We start from the raw sequence: 15,497 nt of genomic DNA on the forward strand, positions 1-15,497 counted from the left end.
CCTCTTCCTGATCCAAATAAGCACTTCATCAACCGCTGTATTCTAGCGCCAGCGTTTAACTGTATAATATTACGCACAGTATAATTCAAAAAAAAGCACCCTGTCAATCTTCCGTTTTGCGCACCATATCGGCCAGCGTATAACGTTCCAGAACTCTTAGCGCACTCTGGTCCAGCTCGTCCAGCAATTCACCATAGGCTACCTTCATTTGTGTCCCCAATGCATTTACACATATTGTATCACTATGACCATTATCGCGTCCTTCTCCTGCCTCCATAGCCTGATAAATCTCAGCAAGCGTCAACTCTTCCGGCGCCCGGTTAAGCAGATATCCTCCGTCACGCCCCTCGCGGGTTACCAGAATCCGCTCACGGGTCAGATTAGCCATAAGGCGCCTCAACAGTGTGGCTTCAGACGACAGCAATCCGGCGATTTCGCAGCTGGAACAGGTACTTCCTTTTTTCGCGAGAATCACCAATGCCTGCAGTACAAGACCAAACGACTTATATTGGGGAGCTCCGCTGTTTCGTGTTTTTGCCATATTCCCCGCTCCTCCTTCATGATGAAGACCTTAAGTGGTCGATATCTGCAGTTCGGAAACGATGAACCATTTCTTGGATGCAGTGTCTTTCAAATAGACCTGGATCGTATAGCTGCCCTTCTCCGTGAAGGTGTAATTATACGCCGCCGACTTGAACCAGAAGCTCTCCTTCTTCTCCGTAATCTGCTGATTGTCCACAGTATCCGTTTTGCCGGCCGGGTCAGTAATTGTTATTTTCAAATCGGAAACATCCGTTTTCAGCTGATCCACCTGCACCAGGGTGTAGAATGTACTGCTGGACGCGGTTCTTACTTTGCCGAAAATGGTACCCTTTTCATCAAGCAGCACCGTGTTCACATTGGGCTTATAGATACGGACCGTCCCCGCCGACTCGTCCAGAGACAGGATCGCATGCATATTGTCTGGAAGCTGGTCCAGCGGCACATAGGTCTGGCCTTCCGATGATATCCCCGGCTGCTTTTGAAGCACATTATTTATGTATACAGAGAGATCCGTTTTGCCCGCAGCAGCATACAGCAAAGTTCCTCCTGAGATAATCATCAGTCCAAGTGTGGACACCGCCAGCTTACGTATCTTCCCCATCATTTCCGTCCCCCTCAAATATTCCTATGCTGATTATACCCGCCAAACCGGAAGGAGTTGCTGTCAATTGTAAAATAAAACCGGTTGCTTCATCCTGTTAAGGATGCTGCAGCCGGCTTTATATAAAATTATGAATAATTTACTGTTCCGGATGAGTTCCTGGCGTGCCTGTTACAGCTTGGCAATCGTCTCGGTCAGCACCGGTACGATCTGTGATTTGCGGGAAACTACACCCTTCAGCACAGCTTTGTTGTCGTCCAGCTTCACATTGTAAGCCTGCTCCACGGCACCGGCCACTCGGCCCAATGCCAGTCCAACCGAATCGTTGTTTAGGATATCGGTAACTACGAACAGGAACAGATCAAGTCCCTTGTCGTCGATAATCGCGGTAAGGGCTGTTTCCAGCTCTGCCTGCTTGGAGAGCACATCGTTCACATCTACCGCATTGACCTGGGCGATCTCCACTTTGTATTCACCCATTTTGAATTCCTTGGCATCCAGGGAGATCAGCTGGGCAATACTCTTGTCGCTTAGGTCCGCACCCGCTTTGAGCATGGCAAGGCCATAGCTGTCAGCGTCTACACCAGCAATGTCAGCCAGCTCACGGGCAGCGGCAACATCTTCATCTGTGCAGGTCGGCGATTTGAACAGCAGGGAGTCGGAAATGATAGCGGAGAGCATCAGACCGGCGATGTCCTTCGGAATGGCTACACCATGCTCTTTGTACAGCTTGTTCAGGATTGTTGCAGTGCAGCCTACCGGCTCTGCACGATAGTACAGCGGATGAGCGGTTTCAAAGTTGGCAATCCGGTGATGGTCGATAACTTCAACCACACGGACCTGATCGATATCATTCGCACTTTGCTGGCGTTCGTTATGGTCAACGAGAATAACCTGCTTCGCTTCAGCGGCAACATTCTCCACGTGGCGCGGTGCCGGTACCCCGAAGTGATCAAGCGCATATTGGGTTTCTCCGCTGACTTCTCCCAGCCGGACCGGCTCGGCATCCCAGCCCAGTTCCTTCTTGAGTGCTGCATAAGCAATTGCTGAACAGATGGTATCTGTATCCGGGTTTTTGTGTCCAAAGATCAAAGTTTTTGTCATTTCCAATCTCCTTACTTTGTTTTTTGTGAGAATAATATACCATACATTGATAGGGCCTTGCCAGAATGAACAGATACCCGGCCCCGGATTAAGGGCGGGAGCGCTCCCGGGCTGGCCGGTGCTGCGGAATTCCCGGCTTCGTCTTGGGTAATGCTTCAGGCACATCCCCTCCGCTTAGCGGTTCATTGTCCGAGAACAAATCCGGATTGTCCTCCAGCATGCGGCTCAGGATATCCGTGGTCTCCACGGTTCCGCAGATCATGACTCCGGCATCCCCGAAGCTCCCCCGGCGCAGAGCGCCGCCTTCCTCCAGCACAGGCTCCACTTTCCAGAAATGCTGCGACCAGGACAGCCCGGAATGTCTGCGTGAAGGAACAGCGATTTCCTCCCCTTCAGGTGTCACAGTGTAGAGCAGTTCATGCCCGTCCGTCATTCTGCCGGGGATATCCACCCACTCTTCAATGCCATGGATGAAGGTATTCCTCCGCAGATCCACACCCAGCAGCATAATCTCTGCCTTGCGGTCCAGCAGCTTACCGTAGACCGAGCCTCGCGCGCAGGGCGTATCCCAGCGCTGGTCTCCGGCAGTGAAGGCCGCCGCGTCTGCTCCAAGCGCAGCTACAGAGTGGGTCGGATGCCAGGAGCGGATCACACCCGGCCGCTTCCGGAACAGCTCCGGCAGGATGCCGACACAGACGGGTGACTCCAGAACAGAGAACTTCGGGTTCGCCCCGTTAATATATGACCAGGTATGCGCCGGCAAGACAAGCAGCCCTTCCTTCATATATTCGGAGAGCGCATCCAGTACGGTGTCCGCCCCTCCTTCTACTTCACCGATGCTTTTATAGGAGGAATGAACCAGCAGCGTTCCGCGCGGATCGATTCGCAGGTTCTCCAGCTGCCGCAGCAGACTTGATTGGGTATGCATGTTTACCCCCGCTTTCTTGGATACTAAGATAGGATTACAAAATACATCTTGCTTTTATTCTCATTAACTATTAAAATTATAGTAACTTAAAAATACTCATTAAGTATCCGACACGTTTAAATACATCCGCTTAAGGTCACAAAATTATAGCTGCTGCTTACGTAGCGGCAAAACTTTATTAGGAGGTCTTCCCATGAGTTTAACATTAAAAGGGCTTCATCATGTATCCGCCATTACAGCCAAAGCACCGGAAAACTACAAATTCTATACAGAAGTGCTCGGACTCCGCCTGATCAAAAAAACAGTAAACCAGGATGATGTCTCTGTCTATCACCTGTTCTATGGTGATGAGACCGGGAATCCGGGTACGGAGCTTACCTTCTTCGAGCTGCCGAACGCCGGCCGCAACCGCGACGGCAACAACAGCATCTCTGCACTTTCACTCCGTGTACCAAGTGATGATGCGCTGCTCTTCTGGACCCAGCGGTTCACGGTGTTTGGTGTAGAGCACGATGAGATTACCGAACGCGGCGGCCGCAAGACGCTGGCCTTCACCGACCACGAGGGACAGCGCCTCATCCTCGTCTCGGATGAGCACAATCAGGGCATGGCCGGCGGCAAGCCCTGGGACAAGAGCCCCGTACCGGCGGAATATGCCATTGTTGGACTGGGTCCGGCACATCTTACAGTGGAGACTGCCGAACATACGGCACTGATTCTGGAAGACCTGCTCGGCTTCCGCCGCGCAGGCACTTATCCTTCGCCGGTAACCGGACAGCCGGATGTCATCGTGTTCGAGACCGGAGAAGGCGGGTCCGGCACCGAGATTCATCTGGAGGAACGCAAGGATCTGCCGCAGGAGCGCCTCGGACGCGGCGGTGTACATCATGTCGCCTTCCGCGTAGATAACGAAGAAGAGCTCAAGCTGTGGATCGAACGTATCCGCACCGTGCAGCTGCCCAATTCCGGATTCGTCGACCGCTTCTACTTCCGCTCCCTGTATTTCCGCGAGCCGAATGGAATTCTGTTCGAGCTGGCTACGGATGGACCGGGATTCGCCACCGATGAAGAGGTGGAGCATCTCGGGGAATCACTGGCCCTGCCGCCGTTCCTGGAGTCGAAACGTGAACAGATCGAAGCCCATTTGAAGCCGCTGGATACCCGGCAGCGGGCTTAAGGCTTCTCCCCGCCTGGCGGGCACAGCATCTATCCTTCTTAGAGGACCCACGGACAGTGGACAATCAGGGTCTCCGGGTGCAGAAGTCCGTGTACCAGGCACCTCCTGAATCTGCAGCATCCCAGCAAAAACTCCGGGCCGACAAGCGGCCCGGAGTTTTGAGTCTGTATACGGCTGTATGACGGCATACTTACTCCGTCAGCTCTCTGACCAGGTAACGGTGAAGATATTGAAGCCCGGCCGGGCAGTCGAAGCTTTACCAGTGATCGATACCGGGCTTGTACCACCGAGTCTGCCGGTAATTTTGACCGTGCTGGCGGATACGGTCTCAGAGGCATTATCGAGCCGCTTAATCCGCACATATTCACTGTATACGAATCCCATCATGTCCAGCGTTTCCTGCGTGGAGTAGCTGAAGGCTACCTTTTTTACACCGTTAGCATCCGTATCAAGGGTAGTCGCAATCAGGGCATCGGCCGGAATCGGGAAATCCTTCGGCAGATTAACCGGCCGGGCAGTACCCTCTACCGGAGCTGTAGTCCCGCCGCCGGCGGAGGTTCCCGGTGAAGGAGTGACCTCGCTGCCGGTACCGATCCGCACTTTATAATTCGCGGCATCATAAGTTATCGGCACATCCAGCGCATCCGCGATCGAACGGATGGGCAGGTAAGTGGTGCCTTCGTAGGTGATTGGCGTTAGAGTTTTGCCGTTGCCGTCCTTCAGCCAGTAAGGAGTGCCATCCACCACAATCCCGAGACTGTGGTTGAGATAGGCTTTGATCTGCTGCAGCTTGGCGCCTGCGTAGACTCCTGCCGAGCCGGTTACCGTAAGTCCGGTGACAACGGCGGCAATCAGCCATTTTTTGTTCATAGTAATCCTCTCCCGTGTGTTGTTATCAATATAGGATGAATATAGCGTCCTTATATATTTAACACAGGGGAGAATCTTTCAACCTCCCGGAAGCCAAGTTCAAGAAGGATTGGCGCGCCACTTCACTCGCCTGCCACAAACTTCGCCCTAGCGCACAATCTCCAGCAGCTCATGTAAACTGCGGATTTCATAGGTAGGCAGCACATCCGGATCTCCCGGCTTCTCCAGCGGATTGAACCAGCAGGTATCGATGCCATAATTGATCCCGCCCTGGATATCCGAGGTCAGGGAGTCACCGACAATCAGCACCTTACTTTTATCGGTAATCTTAAGCCGTTCAAAAGCATAGTCAAAAATCCCCGTCTCCGGCTTCTGATACCCGGTCTCCTCAGAGATAATAATCGCCTCGAACACCTCGCTCAGCGGCGAACCCTTAATTCTGGATTGCTGCACATCCTTGATTCCGTTCGTAATAATCGCCAGCCTGCATCCGGCAAGCTCTCCGCACAGCTCTATCGCGCCTAGAATCAGGAACGTGCCTTCACCGAGGAACCGCAGATAAGCTTCGCTGAATTCATCCGGCTTAAGCTCAAGGTGATGTGCGGCAAACAGCCGGTTGAACCGCTCCACCCGTAGCGCGGCAGAGGTAATCCGCCCCTGCTCGAAATCCTTCCACAGCGAATGGTTAATTGCTTTGTAGCTGGCCGCATAGTCCTCTGCCCCTGTCGGCAGGCCAAAATGGGCAAAGGCGTGGTACAAGGCATGGCTCTCCGCCATCCCGTAATCAAACAGCGTATCATCAGCATCAAATAAAATACATTCGTATTTCAAAATAATTCCCTCCATCTCGTTTGCCGGTTCGACAACGTATAACCTTCTGCGATATAATTTAGGACAGACCAGCCCAAGCAGAAACGGCTTTGCCGTCCTTTTTTTAAGGATGGTAGCGTTTCTGCGAGAAATAGAAGGATAAGTTATCGTGTGAAACCTATATGTTCTTATATTTTAAATAAATCAACGGGGTGATTGTCATTTTATACGTTTTAGCGTTTCTCGTGTCATTTTTTATCGTTTATCTGCTGATTCCCCCTCTTGGTAAGCTCGCTTTCCGCCTTGATTTTGTGGACAGGCCCAGAGAAGATGTAGAACGCAAAATACATAGGGAGCCGATTCCGCTCACGGCCAGCTATGCCATATTCGTAGGCTTCTTTATTACATATCTGCTGTTTGCCCGGGACTTCTCACTGGAGACGCTGGCCCTGTTCATCGGCGGCGTGCTGCTGCTGACTATAGGAACCATTGATGACTGGTACAAAACCAAAGGCAAGGACTTCCCGGCGCTTCCGAAATTCATTGTTCAGATCGCCGCAGCGATTCTCGTCTTTTTCTCAGGCAATGCCTTCACGGGATTCATCAATCCCTTCTCAGGAGATTATATCTCACTGCCGTTCATTCTGCAGTTCCTGCTGACGATTATCTGGATCTTCGGCGTCACCACGGTGATTAATTTCTCTGACGGCATGGATGGCCTGGCCGGAGGACTGACGGCGATCTCGGCAGTAACCCTGTTCGTAGTCGCCATTACCATGGGACAATCCTCGTCGGCCATCATGGCGATGTCGCTGATCGGGGTCACAGTCGCGTATCTGCGCTACAACAAGGCTCCCGCCAAAATCTTCATGGGTGACGCCGGCGCCACCTTCCTCGGCTTCATTCTGGCCGTGATTGCGCTCGACGGTGCCTTCAAGCAGGCAACGGTGCTGTCCCTGTGCATCCCGATTCTTGCGCTCGGCGTGCCGATCTTCGATAATATTTTTGTTGTCGTCAAAAGGTTCCTCAAGGGCCAGGCCATCTATCAGGCCGACGCCACCCAGGTTCATTACCGCCTGCTCAAAGCCGGCCTGAACCAAAAGCAGGTCGTTGCTGTGCTGTATCTGGTCAGCGTCTGCCTGTCGTTATCATCCATCATTCTGCTGCTGATTCAGATCTAACTATGTAAGCCCCCTTAAGCCTTTGAGCTGAGGGGGCTTTTGTTTTACCTGCAATTCACTGCAATTGTTCGATTTTATCGCTTATCCGCTTTCCGGGGCAAAGATCTGGTGACCTTTTATAAAATCCTACCCATAATACAACATTCCCTTCATCCTATGGGCCTAAATCCAGAATTGTTGTACAAAAGGCATGATTTCGCCTTTCTCTAGCGGCTTAGCAGGATTATTCTTGTATTTCATACAACAATCCGCCTGAATACCTGGCTCTCAATGAATCAAAGTTGTAAAACGTACAACTTTCAGGTCTACAGGGCTTCCTCAGAAGTCCCCATCCTGCGGAAACTACGAATCAAGTATATGGCGGCCCTTGCCTCAAGTCTCCTTCTCTTCCGTAAAATCATGCAGACGCCGGTAAATATCCACGATCTCCGGCATTGGCATACGGACGAGACCGCTGGACGAAGGCGCGACAAACTCCCGCACTCCATCCACCACCGGAGTCACCCCCTCCTGAAATCCCCAGTCCGCTTTGGTTCTGCGGCTGAATTCCGTGTATACGCCTTTGCCGACAAAGCAGGCGATCTCCGGACGGTATTGCTCCAGCTTGGCCCGGAGCAGCTCCCGGCCCTGCGTGTATTCCTCCCGGGTTATATCTTCAGCGCCTACCGTGGGGCGGGCGACAATGTTCGTGAACCCGTAGCCCAGCTTCAGCAATTCGCCGTCCTCCGAGGCATCATACAGCCGCGGCGTCAGACCGGACTTATGCAGGATGCGCCAGAAGTTATTGCGCGGATTGGCATAGTGGTGACCCAGCTCTCCGGAACGGATGCTGGGGTTAAATCCTATGAAGACGATCTGCAGTCCATGATCCAGATGATCCGGTACCTCTTCCATTAAAGTTCCCTCCTTACACGGCAGCTCCATGTGAGTCATTATGCTTACTTTATATAAGCATAACCCAAGCAGAGGCTTAAGACACGCAAGCGCCTCATTTCCGCACCTCATTTCCTCCCCGGCACGCTTCGGGCGGAATAAAGAGTATCCATCCCGAATGCAGCAGCCTCATTCTCTATTTCCCCATACATGCGGCAGAGCAATGCCCCCGTCCGGGAAACATCACCGGATACGGGGGCATAGTCTGACTTTGGTTTTATTTTAATAGACAAGATGACTATGGTAGAAGGGCCTTTAGCTCTGGCGTTACGTCTTGTTCGTCTATTGAGATGTAACTCGTCATTCCAATTTTGTACTCTATCTTCACCACGTACCTGCCATCTTGTCCGGTGACATTCTGACGGTGCTGCAGAATATCATCAATAAGTGTCTTATCTTTAACTGTGACTGAACGTTCCTCGTTGCGGGCCAGATTCAAACGCCGTTCAATACTGCCACGAAGCGCTGAAGCCATTCCATCCTTGTTGTAATCTTTGAAAATTACAGCCGACAATACGTCCTTTGCTGTTGCTTTAACTTTATTAGCATAGCCCTTCTGTTCCAGCCAGGTCCCCAATTCATGGTATGAAGGATACCACGGATAAGAATAATAGCGCTGATAACCTGTTGAATCCGGTTTATTGACTAACTCAATGGATGCCCGCTCAAGCTGACCGGAAACCTGATCTTCATAGGACATATTCAATACTTCCCGCTTCAGAATCTCCTTAAGCTCCTGAACCTCCTGCCGGTCAGAAATACTGACCACCTTATCCAGATTACTCAGTCTGAAGCTGTCTACATTCCGGTCCAGCATGGACAGAACATATTTCACGCGCTTAAAGTCCGCATTCTCCATTATGGCTTTCAGTTCCGGCTCGAAACCCTTGGCCGGAACATTGTAGGTCCGCATCAGCTTCCGCCCGCTCTCCAGCTTATATACCAGGGTGAACTGCCGGTTACCCGTATAATCATAACTCGGCGCATTCCCGGGATCCGGCCTCAAAGTAACAATCGCATGATGCAGCGCAGTGACAGCTTCGATGTACCGCGGATCCGTGGATAGAATCTCTTCCTCCGGTTCCTTAATGCCGTTAATCCCTTGTGGTGGATCCTGGGTTAAGAACTCGTAATTCCCCCCGGCATATACCGCAGTCACTTTATCAACCTGTGGCACCCTGTCCTCATACCCGGTTAACCCTGACACGGGAATGTAGAGCAGCAGACCCAGCAGCACGCTGTAGACCGCGAATTCAAGCGGCAGCCTGCGGGTCATAATATGCCAGGTTTTACGGAGAATCATCTCTACTACAATGTAACCAACCAGCCCTCCGATAAAGACACTGCCGATGATCCAGCCAAGCTGATTCCACCCGGTACCGAAGTAAAGGCTGGCCAGAAGCATACTGCACAGCATCACACCGGCTTTGAACAGCGGATTGAAGTAGGAGAAGGCCAGAGCCTGACCGGACTTTTCCCCGTGGCGTTTACGGTACAGCAGGAAGGACAGCGCCATGAACACAGCGGATAGAATGGCATATACCCACGTCTCCACACTAGTTAAGGGCTCAACGGACAGGTCCATAATACGCAGAAGCGGTGCCCAGTTATTCAGGATACTCTGCAAGCCGGACCATTCCGGATACCCGTAGAGATATCTGTTCAGATGCAGGTCGATGAATTGCAGGAGTGCAGCGGGAAGAACCAGCAGGATGAAGATCAGGATTCCCTGGAGAATGGTCTGTCCCGTGCAAATGCCTACAAATACTGTGAACACAAATAGAAACAGCGTCAGCAGACTGACGGTCAGGCACCATTCCCAGACATCGGCTGCGTTGTAGATATACATGATGCCGTCCAGCGGGCGGATGATAGCCGCAACCGCAGCCGTAATCCAGACAGGCGGAAGCAGCAGGAGCAAACCGCTCAGCGTATGGGAAGCCAGCAGATGCGAGCGCCGCAGCGGCAGGCTGTGCCACAGGTCGGAAGGCATTTTGGACTGCAGATAACGGAACAGGAATAAGCCGGCTCCAACAGGAAAAGCAACAAGGAAAGGTGCAATATCTATGCCAATGTTAAAAAGGTCCGGTATCTCCATCGGCTCCGTAAAACGATAGCCGTTCATGAGTATCTGCAGCGGGAATATGAACAACAGTACCAGTGTATATAGAATTCCGATCCAGCCGTGCTGGCGCAGATTCTGGCGGATAATGCTGCTGTTAAAGAAGTATCGGCTGCGCGTCATAACCGGCATCCCCCATTTCATAAATAAAGATTTCCTCCAGCGTCAGCGGCAGCAGATCGAACACATAAGGCTCGTAGACATGAAAAGCCTGGGCGATCCGCTCCCGGTCGCCTTTTACAATATACAGGCTGACACTCCCCCGCTGCTCCTGGTGGAGAATCTGCAGCTTGGCCTCCAGCGCCGCCGCATGGCGTTCATCGCGGAAGGCCACCTGGATCTTATGCGTGTCCGCCTTCAGATCATCCAGATCCTTCTCGACCAGCATCCGGCCTTCATGCATAATGCCGACATGGTCGCATAGATCTTCGATTTCCCGCAGGTTATGCGAGGAGATCAGCACGGTCAGCTCCCGCTCGGCCACCTCCTGGAACAGCAGATTCTTGATCTGCCGGCGCATGACCGGGTCCAGCCCGTCAATTGGCTCGTCCATAATCAGCACATCCGGCTTGCAGCTGAGGGCCAGCCAGAAGGCGGCTTGGCGCTGCATTCCTTTGGAGAAACGGCTGAGCTTGCGCCGGGTATCCAGCCGGAACGCCGTCCCGAGCTCCTCGTATCTCTTCTGGCTCCATTCCGGATAGATGGAACGGTAGAATGCCGCCATACTTCTGATAGTTGCCTGCGGGAAGAAATAAGGACTGTCCGGCATGAAGATCAGCCTGCGCTTCACCTCAGGAGCTTCGAACACCGGCTGGCCGTCTATCTTGACACTCCCTGTTTCAGGACGATAGATGCCGGCGAGTGTCTTCAGCAGCGTTGTTTTACCGGCCCCATTGGAGCCCAGCAAGCCGTATATGGCCCCTTTATGTACAGTCAGCGAAATGTCTTCAACAGCCTTTTCCTCCTGGAAAATCTTGCTCACTCCGCGTATCTCAATCATGGCTGTTCTCCTCTCTTCTCTTATCCAGCGCCTGGCGGTACAGCGCACTCATCTCACTCTCCGTGAATCCGAGGTAGACTGCCTCCGCCATCAGCCGCAGCAGCTCTTCCTTCAGCTCTGCCCGTTTGCTCTCATTCTGTCCGTGCTGCAGCGGGGCTACGAAATTGCCTTTGCCCTGCAGTGAATAGATGTAACCTTCCCGCTCCAGCTCCCTGTAGGCTTTCTGGATCGTATTGGGATTCACCGTAAGCTGCGAGGATAAAGCCCTCACTGAAGGCAGTTGTTCATCCGCCTGCAGAATACCATGCATAATCATCTCTTTGACCTTACCGGTCAGCTGTTCATAGATCGGCTTGCGGCTGCGTACATCGAGTTCGAACATGACAGTCCTCCTTTCATATGATGTTTCACAGGCTGTCAAGGTGTATTAACTGTACTACTATTATTAATACAGTTGCGGTTATATGTCAATCATTAACATACAAGCATTGATTGAACCTTAACCAGCGCTTTTCCAGCGAGTCGGCCGGGTAAACCGTTTCACTCCATGCACAAAAAGAACCCGGGCCACAAGAGGACCCGGGTTAGACGATATGCCGGCCCGTTTCGAGCCCGGTGCAGGTGCAAGTGCAAAACTACCAGCCCCGGGGCTGCTGCTGGGTAATACAGTGAATATTCCCGCCGCCCAAGGCGATCTCACGGGTATTGACCTGCACCACCGTGCGGTCTGTGAATAACTGCTGCACGGTCTCCAGCGCCTCCCCATCCCGCCTGTCCCCGAATGCCGGCATTACCACTCCGCCATTGCAGATATAGAAATTCACATAAGTCGCAGCGAATGTTGTACCTGAGGCACGGCTGTAGCTGCCGCTGGCCGGGTCGATCCATCCCGCCTCTTCATCTGTAATGATCAGCCGCTCCGGGATGTGCAGCCGGTGAACCTCCAGTTTGCGCCCGCGGGCATCCCTCTGCCGGATGAGCCGTGAATAGGCTTCGTGCAGCACCTCATATTGCGGATCTTCCCGGTCGTCCGTCCAGCTCATCACCACTACGCCCGGCTTCACAAAAGCGGCCACCTCATCAATATGCCCGTCCGTCTCATCATCGCTCATTCCTCGGGGCAGCCAGATAATCTTGTCTACGTTCAGCGTATCGCGCAAATAACCCCCGATCTGCCTTTTGGACAGATGAGGGTTGCGGTTCTTATGCAGCAGACACTGCTCAGTAGTTATCAGCGTACCTTCTCCATCCACATGAACAGCTCCGCCCTCAAGGATGAAATGCCGCAGGTCATAATAGTCCAGCTTCTCGATCTCCAGCACCTTCCGCTTCACCAGCAGATCCTGGTCCCAGGGAAAATACAGCCCTCCGTCCAGTCCGCCCCAGGCGTTGAACCCCCAGTCAATTCCCCTTACCCCGCCGCTGCTGTTCACTACAAAGGTCGGGCCGATATCCCGCATCCACGCATCGTTCGAGGAGATCTCCACCACACGTACCTGCGGCGGCACAAGTGCCCGGACATGCTCATATTGGGCACTGATGGTGCCTATCGTTACAGGCTCAAACTCCGCAATCGCTGCCGCCACTCTGGCAAAAGCAGCCTGCGCCGGCTTCGCCCCCAGCCGCCAAGTGTCCGTCCGGGTCGGCCAGAGCATCCATGTCCCCTGATGCGGCTCGAATTCTCCGGGCATACGGTAGCCGTCTTGTCTGGGTGTACTGGTAATTCTGCGTGGCATAAGCATCCCTCCCGGCACTTGAACAGGATGGGGACCGCAGAGAACGCTGCCCGGCATCTCGTCCTGTTCCAATTTATGCGGGGCCGGGACTTATTGCTACGATTCGGAACACCGGTGAACAAAATAATCACTGTCCAGTTTCGCAAACAATTAATTTTCGTTGTTATAAGAATAATATTATTTTAGGGATTCCGCCAGACATAGACAAACAGCTGTAGAGATACGACACACTAATTATCAAACGCTGCCCCGCCGCTGTCTGCGTTCATCACTGAATAAAGCTGCGGCGATGCCGGGCAGGATCAGGTAACTTGCGAACTTATAAGTCTGGCTGAAAGCATCTACGGCAGCCTGCTGCTGCACATCCGCTCCAGGTATCACCCGTATGTTAGCGGAGCCCGCTGCTCTCAGCTGCCCGGCTGTATTATGCTGCAGCACGGTGACGATAATGGCCACGCCGATTACACTGCCGAGTGACTTCGCCATATTGGTTACCCCTGAAGCAATACCCACCTTGTCTTCAGGAACGACCCGGATCGCAGAAGACATCACAGGTGCCATCGAGAGCCCCACGCCGAGGCCGACCAGCGCGAGCCGGAGCATCACCGCGCCCAGTGTAGAGCCGGCGTGCAGCCCGCTCATGGAATAGGTGGCACCGCCTATCAACACCATGCCTGCTGCAGCAAACCGGCTGCTGCCATATTTCGCAGACAGCGGTCCGGAAATGGCTGAGCTGGCGATGGAGCCGACTGCCATCATGGAGAGAACAAGGCCCGCCTTCAGTTCCGACACCCCCATCACCCGGGTCAGATAAAAGGAGGTCAGCAGCGAAACATTCATCAGCGCCGCACCTAAGATGATCATAGAAACCGATGTGCTGTTGAATGCTCTGATCCTTAGTAATGACAAGGGCAGCATCGGCTCCTTCCCCTTGTACTGCGTAATAAAAAAGAACACCACAAACAATACTCCCGCAGCCAGCAGCGCTAGGAAAATCCGTGAGCTCCAGCCGTAATCCTGCACTTTGATCAGAGCATATGTAAGGAAGAACATCCCTCCGGTGATCCCCAGGATCCCGGCGTAATCTATGGAACGGCCCGCTGTGTTATCCCGCGATTCCTTAATGAATATGGCCGTCAGCACAATACTCAGCAGCCCAAGCGGTACATTCACAAAAAAGATCCATTCCCAGCTCAGCTTCTGTGTCAAAATCCCGCCAAGCGCCGGGCCGCTTGCAGCCGCCACCCCGGAGACCGCACCCCAGATGCCGATAATCAGGCCGTGCATTTCTTTGGGAAAGGTTGTGGTAGTCAGCGGAATCGTGACCGGCACAATCACCGCACCGGCCAATCCCTGAATGACTCTAAGTGCGATAAGCATACCGAGTGAAGTAGAGAGACCCGCCAGCAGGGAGCTCAGCGTAAACAACGCCACTCCGATGAGGAACACCTTCTTCCGCCCGAACTGATCGGCCAGACGGGAGGCGGTGAGAATAAAAACGGCGAATGCCAGATTATAGCCGTTCATCACCCAGGAGACTTGTGCTACACTTCCGCCGAAATGACGTGTCATCTCCGGCAGGGCAATATTAATAATCGTGGTATCCAGCAGCGCCATGAAAAAGCCCAGGACTATTGCCGTAAAAGATAACGCTCTTCGTGTTCTAACGCCCATCTCCATCACCCTTCAAAATATGAAATAAAGTTCATATTCGCATTATATGAACCAAAGTTCATATTTGTCAATCACAAAAAAACGAACCAGGGTTCAACTTTTATTGACAGCTTAAAACGGTTCCTCTAGAATTCGTACTATAAGGGGGACCTTAAGACATGGGTGAAATCGAGGACAAAGTTAGAACTCCGCAGCAGGAGCGCAGTATCAGAACCAAGGAAGCCATTATCCGGGCGGCAATGAAGCTATTCTCGGACAAGGGCTTCCATCAGACCAATACCAAGGAAATCGCAGCGGCGGCCGGGGTATCCACAGGCAGCTTCTATTCTTATTTTATTGATAAAAGAGCCGTATTCATCGATGTTCTCCATATGTACGGCGATGACCTTCTGGCCAGGATCGATGCTTCAATGTCAGAGATTAATTTCGAAACGATCGGCCGCTCCGAGCTGATTCTGCATCTGATAGACACCCTTCTGCTCTCGCATAAGGCGTTTATCGGATATCATAAAGATCTGAGCATCATGTACCACAGTGATGAGGTCATCAAGCAGCTGATGGATGCCCAATATGAAACAGGCCGGCTCAGAACGCTTAAGTACCTGCAGATGGGTCAGGATGAATTGAAGACTGAAGACGTTGAGGCAGCTTCCGTAATTGTGTTCGAAGCGGTGAGCGCGATCGTCGATGTCATTTCCTTCTCCCCGCAGCGGATTGCCGTGGACCGGTTGAAGTCGGAGCTGGTCAATATGCTTGTCCAATATCTGTACAAGTAGCGCCTCCGTTACTCTCGTGCTAACACATCTGGCCGCTGATTC

The 15,497-nt window shown here is 52.6% G+C and carries 15 protein-coding genes; 3 read left to right on the forward strand and 12 right to left on the reverse strand.

Annotated elements, in window-relative coordinates:
- Positions 1-103: 103 nt before the first annotated feature.
- The 4 genes from NSU14_RS26740 to NSU14_RS26755 all read right to left on the reverse strand — a co-directional run bounded on the left by NSU14_RS26740 (position 104) and on the right by NSU14_RS26755 (position 3,176).
- A complete protein-coding gene (locus tag NSU14_RS26740; protein WP_042133909.1) occupies positions 104-541 on the reverse strand; it encodes an RrF2 family transcriptional regulator in 438 nt (145 codons plus the stop codon).
- 30 nt (positions 542-571) lie between these two features.
- Positions 572-1,147: a hypothetical protein gene (locus tag NSU14_RS26745; protein WP_336103547.1), complete on the reverse strand. Its 576-nt coding sequence runs from the start codon at positions 1,145-1,147 to the stop codon at positions 572-574.
- A gap of 168 nt (positions 1,148-1,315) precedes the next feature.
- Entirely contained in the window at positions 1,316-2,248 is a 933-nt protein-coding gene (locus tag NSU14_RS26750) for a manganese-dependent inorganic pyrophosphatase (RefSeq protein WP_336103548.1), read from the reverse strand.
- 88 nt (positions 2,249-2,336) lie between these two features.
- Positions 2,337-3,176, reverse strand: a complete 840-nt coding sequence (locus NSU14_RS26755; RefSeq protein WP_336103549.1) for an AAC(3) family N-acetyltransferase — start codon at positions 3,174-3,176, stop codon at positions 2,337-2,339.
- A 193-nt stretch (positions 3,177-3,369) separates the two neighbouring features.
- On the opposite strand from NSU14_RS26755, the gene NSU14_RS26760 reads away from it, so the two are divergent.
- Entirely contained in the window at positions 3,370-4,353 is a 984-nt protein-coding gene (locus NSU14_RS26760) for a ring-cleaving dioxygenase (protein ID WP_336103550.1), read from the forward strand.
- A gap of 198 nt (positions 4,354-4,551) precedes the next feature.
- On the opposite strand, the gene NSU14_RS26765 is transcribed toward NSU14_RS26760, so the two are convergent.
- Positions 4,552-5,223 carry a stalk domain-containing protein gene (locus NSU14_RS26765; protein ID WP_052421681.1) on the reverse strand — a complete coding sequence of 224 codons (672 nt, stop codon included), beginning with the start codon at positions 5,221-5,223 and terminating at the stop codon, positions 4,552-4,554.
- Between the two features lie 147 nt (positions 5,224-5,370).
- Complete coding sequence (locus NSU14_RS26770) at positions 5,371-6,054, reverse strand: YjjG family noncanonical pyrimidine nucleotidase (protein WP_336103551.1); 684 nt, start codon at positions 6,052-6,054, stop codon at positions 5,371-5,373.
- Positions 6,055-6,254: 200 nt separating this feature from the next.
- Here NSU14_RS26770 and NSU14_RS26775 point away from each other — a divergent pair, with 200 nt between their 5' ends.
- Complete coding sequence (locus NSU14_RS26775) at positions 6,255-7,214, forward strand: MraY family glycosyltransferase (protein WP_171720677.1); 960 nt, start codon at positions 6,255-6,257, stop codon at positions 7,212-7,214.
- Between the two features lie 372 nt (positions 7,215-7,586).
- Here the strand turns inward: NSU14_RS26775 and NSU14_RS26780 are convergent, their stop codons facing one another.
- From NSU14_RS26780 to NSU14_RS26805, 6 genes are all read right to left on the reverse strand, one after another.
- On the reverse strand, positions 7,587-8,108 hold the full coding sequence (locus NSU14_RS26780) for a mismatch-specific DNA-glycosylase (RefSeq protein WP_144026182.1): 522 nt from the start codon (positions 8,106-8,108) through the stop codon (positions 7,587-7,589).
- A gap of 277 nt (positions 8,109-8,385) precedes the next feature.
- Complete coding sequence (locus NSU14_RS26785; protein ID WP_340947837.1) at positions 8,386-10,392, reverse strand: DUF6449 domain-containing protein; 2,007 nt, start codon at positions 10,390-10,392, stop codon at positions 8,386-8,388.
- Positions 10,367-11,269, reverse strand: coding sequence for an ABC transporter ATP-binding protein (locus NSU14_RS26790; protein WP_171720557.1), 903 nt, complete (start codon positions 11,267-11,269; stop codon positions 10,367-10,369). Before NSU14_RS26790 ends, NSU14_RS26785 begins: the two co-directional genes overlap by 26 nt.
- The gene (locus NSU14_RS26795; protein WP_042133893.1) at positions 11,262-11,651 is read right to left on the reverse strand and encodes a GntR family transcriptional regulator; all 390 of its coding nucleotides are present in this window, start codon (positions 11,649-11,651) and stop codon (positions 11,262-11,264) included. Before NSU14_RS26795 ends, NSU14_RS26790 begins: the two co-directional genes overlap by 8 nt.
- Before the next feature lie 253 nt (positions 11,652-11,904).
- Entirely contained in the window at positions 11,905-13,005 is a 1,101-nt protein-coding gene (gene aguA / locus NSU14_RS26800; RefSeq protein ID WP_076247379.1) for an agmatine deiminase, read from the reverse strand.
- Between the two features lie 237 nt (positions 13,006-13,242).
- The gene (locus NSU14_RS26805) at positions 13,243-14,679 is read right to left on the reverse strand and encodes an MFS transporter (RefSeq protein WP_340947841.1); all 1,437 of its coding nucleotides are present in this window, start codon (positions 14,677-14,679) and stop codon (positions 13,243-13,245) included.
- Between the two features lie 158 nt (positions 14,680-14,837).
- On the opposite strand from NSU14_RS26805, the gene NSU14_RS26810 reads away from it, so the two are divergent.
- On the forward strand, positions 14,838-15,455 hold the full coding sequence (locus NSU14_RS26810; RefSeq protein ID WP_042133887.1) for a TetR/AcrR family transcriptional regulator: 618 nt from the start codon (positions 14,838-14,840) through the stop codon (positions 15,453-15,455).
- Positions 15,456-15,497: the final 42 nt, after the last annotated feature.

The sequence above is a fragment of the Paenibacillus sp. FSL R10-2771 genome (assembly GCF_038000205.1).
Taxonomy (GTDB): Bacteria; Bacillota; Bacilli; order Paenibacillales; family Paenibacillaceae; genus Paenibacillus_AQ; species Paenibacillus_AQ phytohabitans.

Coding starts and splice junctions, on each gene's coding strand:
- NSU14_RS26805 (WP_340947841.1), bottom strand. CDS start 14,679: ATGGGCGTTAGAACACGAAGAGCGTTATCTTTTACGGCAATAGTCCTG.
- NSU14_RS26760 (WP_336103550.1), top strand. CDS start 3,370: ATGAGTTTAACATTAAAAGGGCTTCATCATGTATCCGCCATTACAGCC.
- NSU14_RS26755 (WP_336103549.1), bottom strand. CDS start 3,176: ATGCATACCCAATCAAGTCTGCTGCGGCAGCTGGAGAACCTGCGAATC.
- NSU14_RS26795 (WP_042133893.1), bottom strand. CDS start 11,651: ATGTTCGAACTCGATGTACGCAGCCGCAAGCCGATCTATGAACAGCTG.
- NSU14_RS26780 (WP_144026182.1), bottom strand. CDS start 8,108: ATGGAAGAGGTACCGGATCATCTGGATCATGGACTGCAGATCGTCTTC.
- NSU14_RS26740 (WP_042133909.1), bottom strand. CDS start 541: ATGGCAAAAACACGAAACAGCGGAGCTCCCCAATATAAGTCGTTTGGT.
- NSU14_RS26790 (WP_171720557.1), bottom strand. CDS start 11,269: ATGATTGAGATACGCGGAGTGAGCAAGATTTTCCAGGAGGAAAAGGCT.
- aguA (WP_076247379.1), bottom strand. CDS start 13,005: ATGCCACGCAGAATTACCAGTACACCCAGACAAGACGGCTACCGTATG.
- NSU14_RS26785 (WP_340947837.1), bottom strand. CDS start 10,392: ATGACGCGCAGCCGATACTTCTTTAACAGCAGCATTATCCGCCAGAAT.
- NSU14_RS26765 (WP_052421681.1), bottom strand. CDS start 5,223: ATGAACAAAAAATGGCTGATTGCCGCCGTTGTCACCGGACTTACGGTA.
- NSU14_RS26810 (WP_042133887.1), top strand. CDS start 14,838: ATGGGTGAAATCGAGGACAAAGTTAGAACTCCGCAGCAGGAGCGCAGT.
- NSU14_RS26750 (WP_336103548.1), bottom strand. CDS start 2,248: ATGACAAAAACTTTGATCTTTGGACACAAAAACCCGGATACAGATACC.
- NSU14_RS26745 (WP_336103547.1), bottom strand. CDS start 1,147: ATGATGGGGAAGATACGTAAGCTGGCGGTGTCCACACTTGGACTGATG.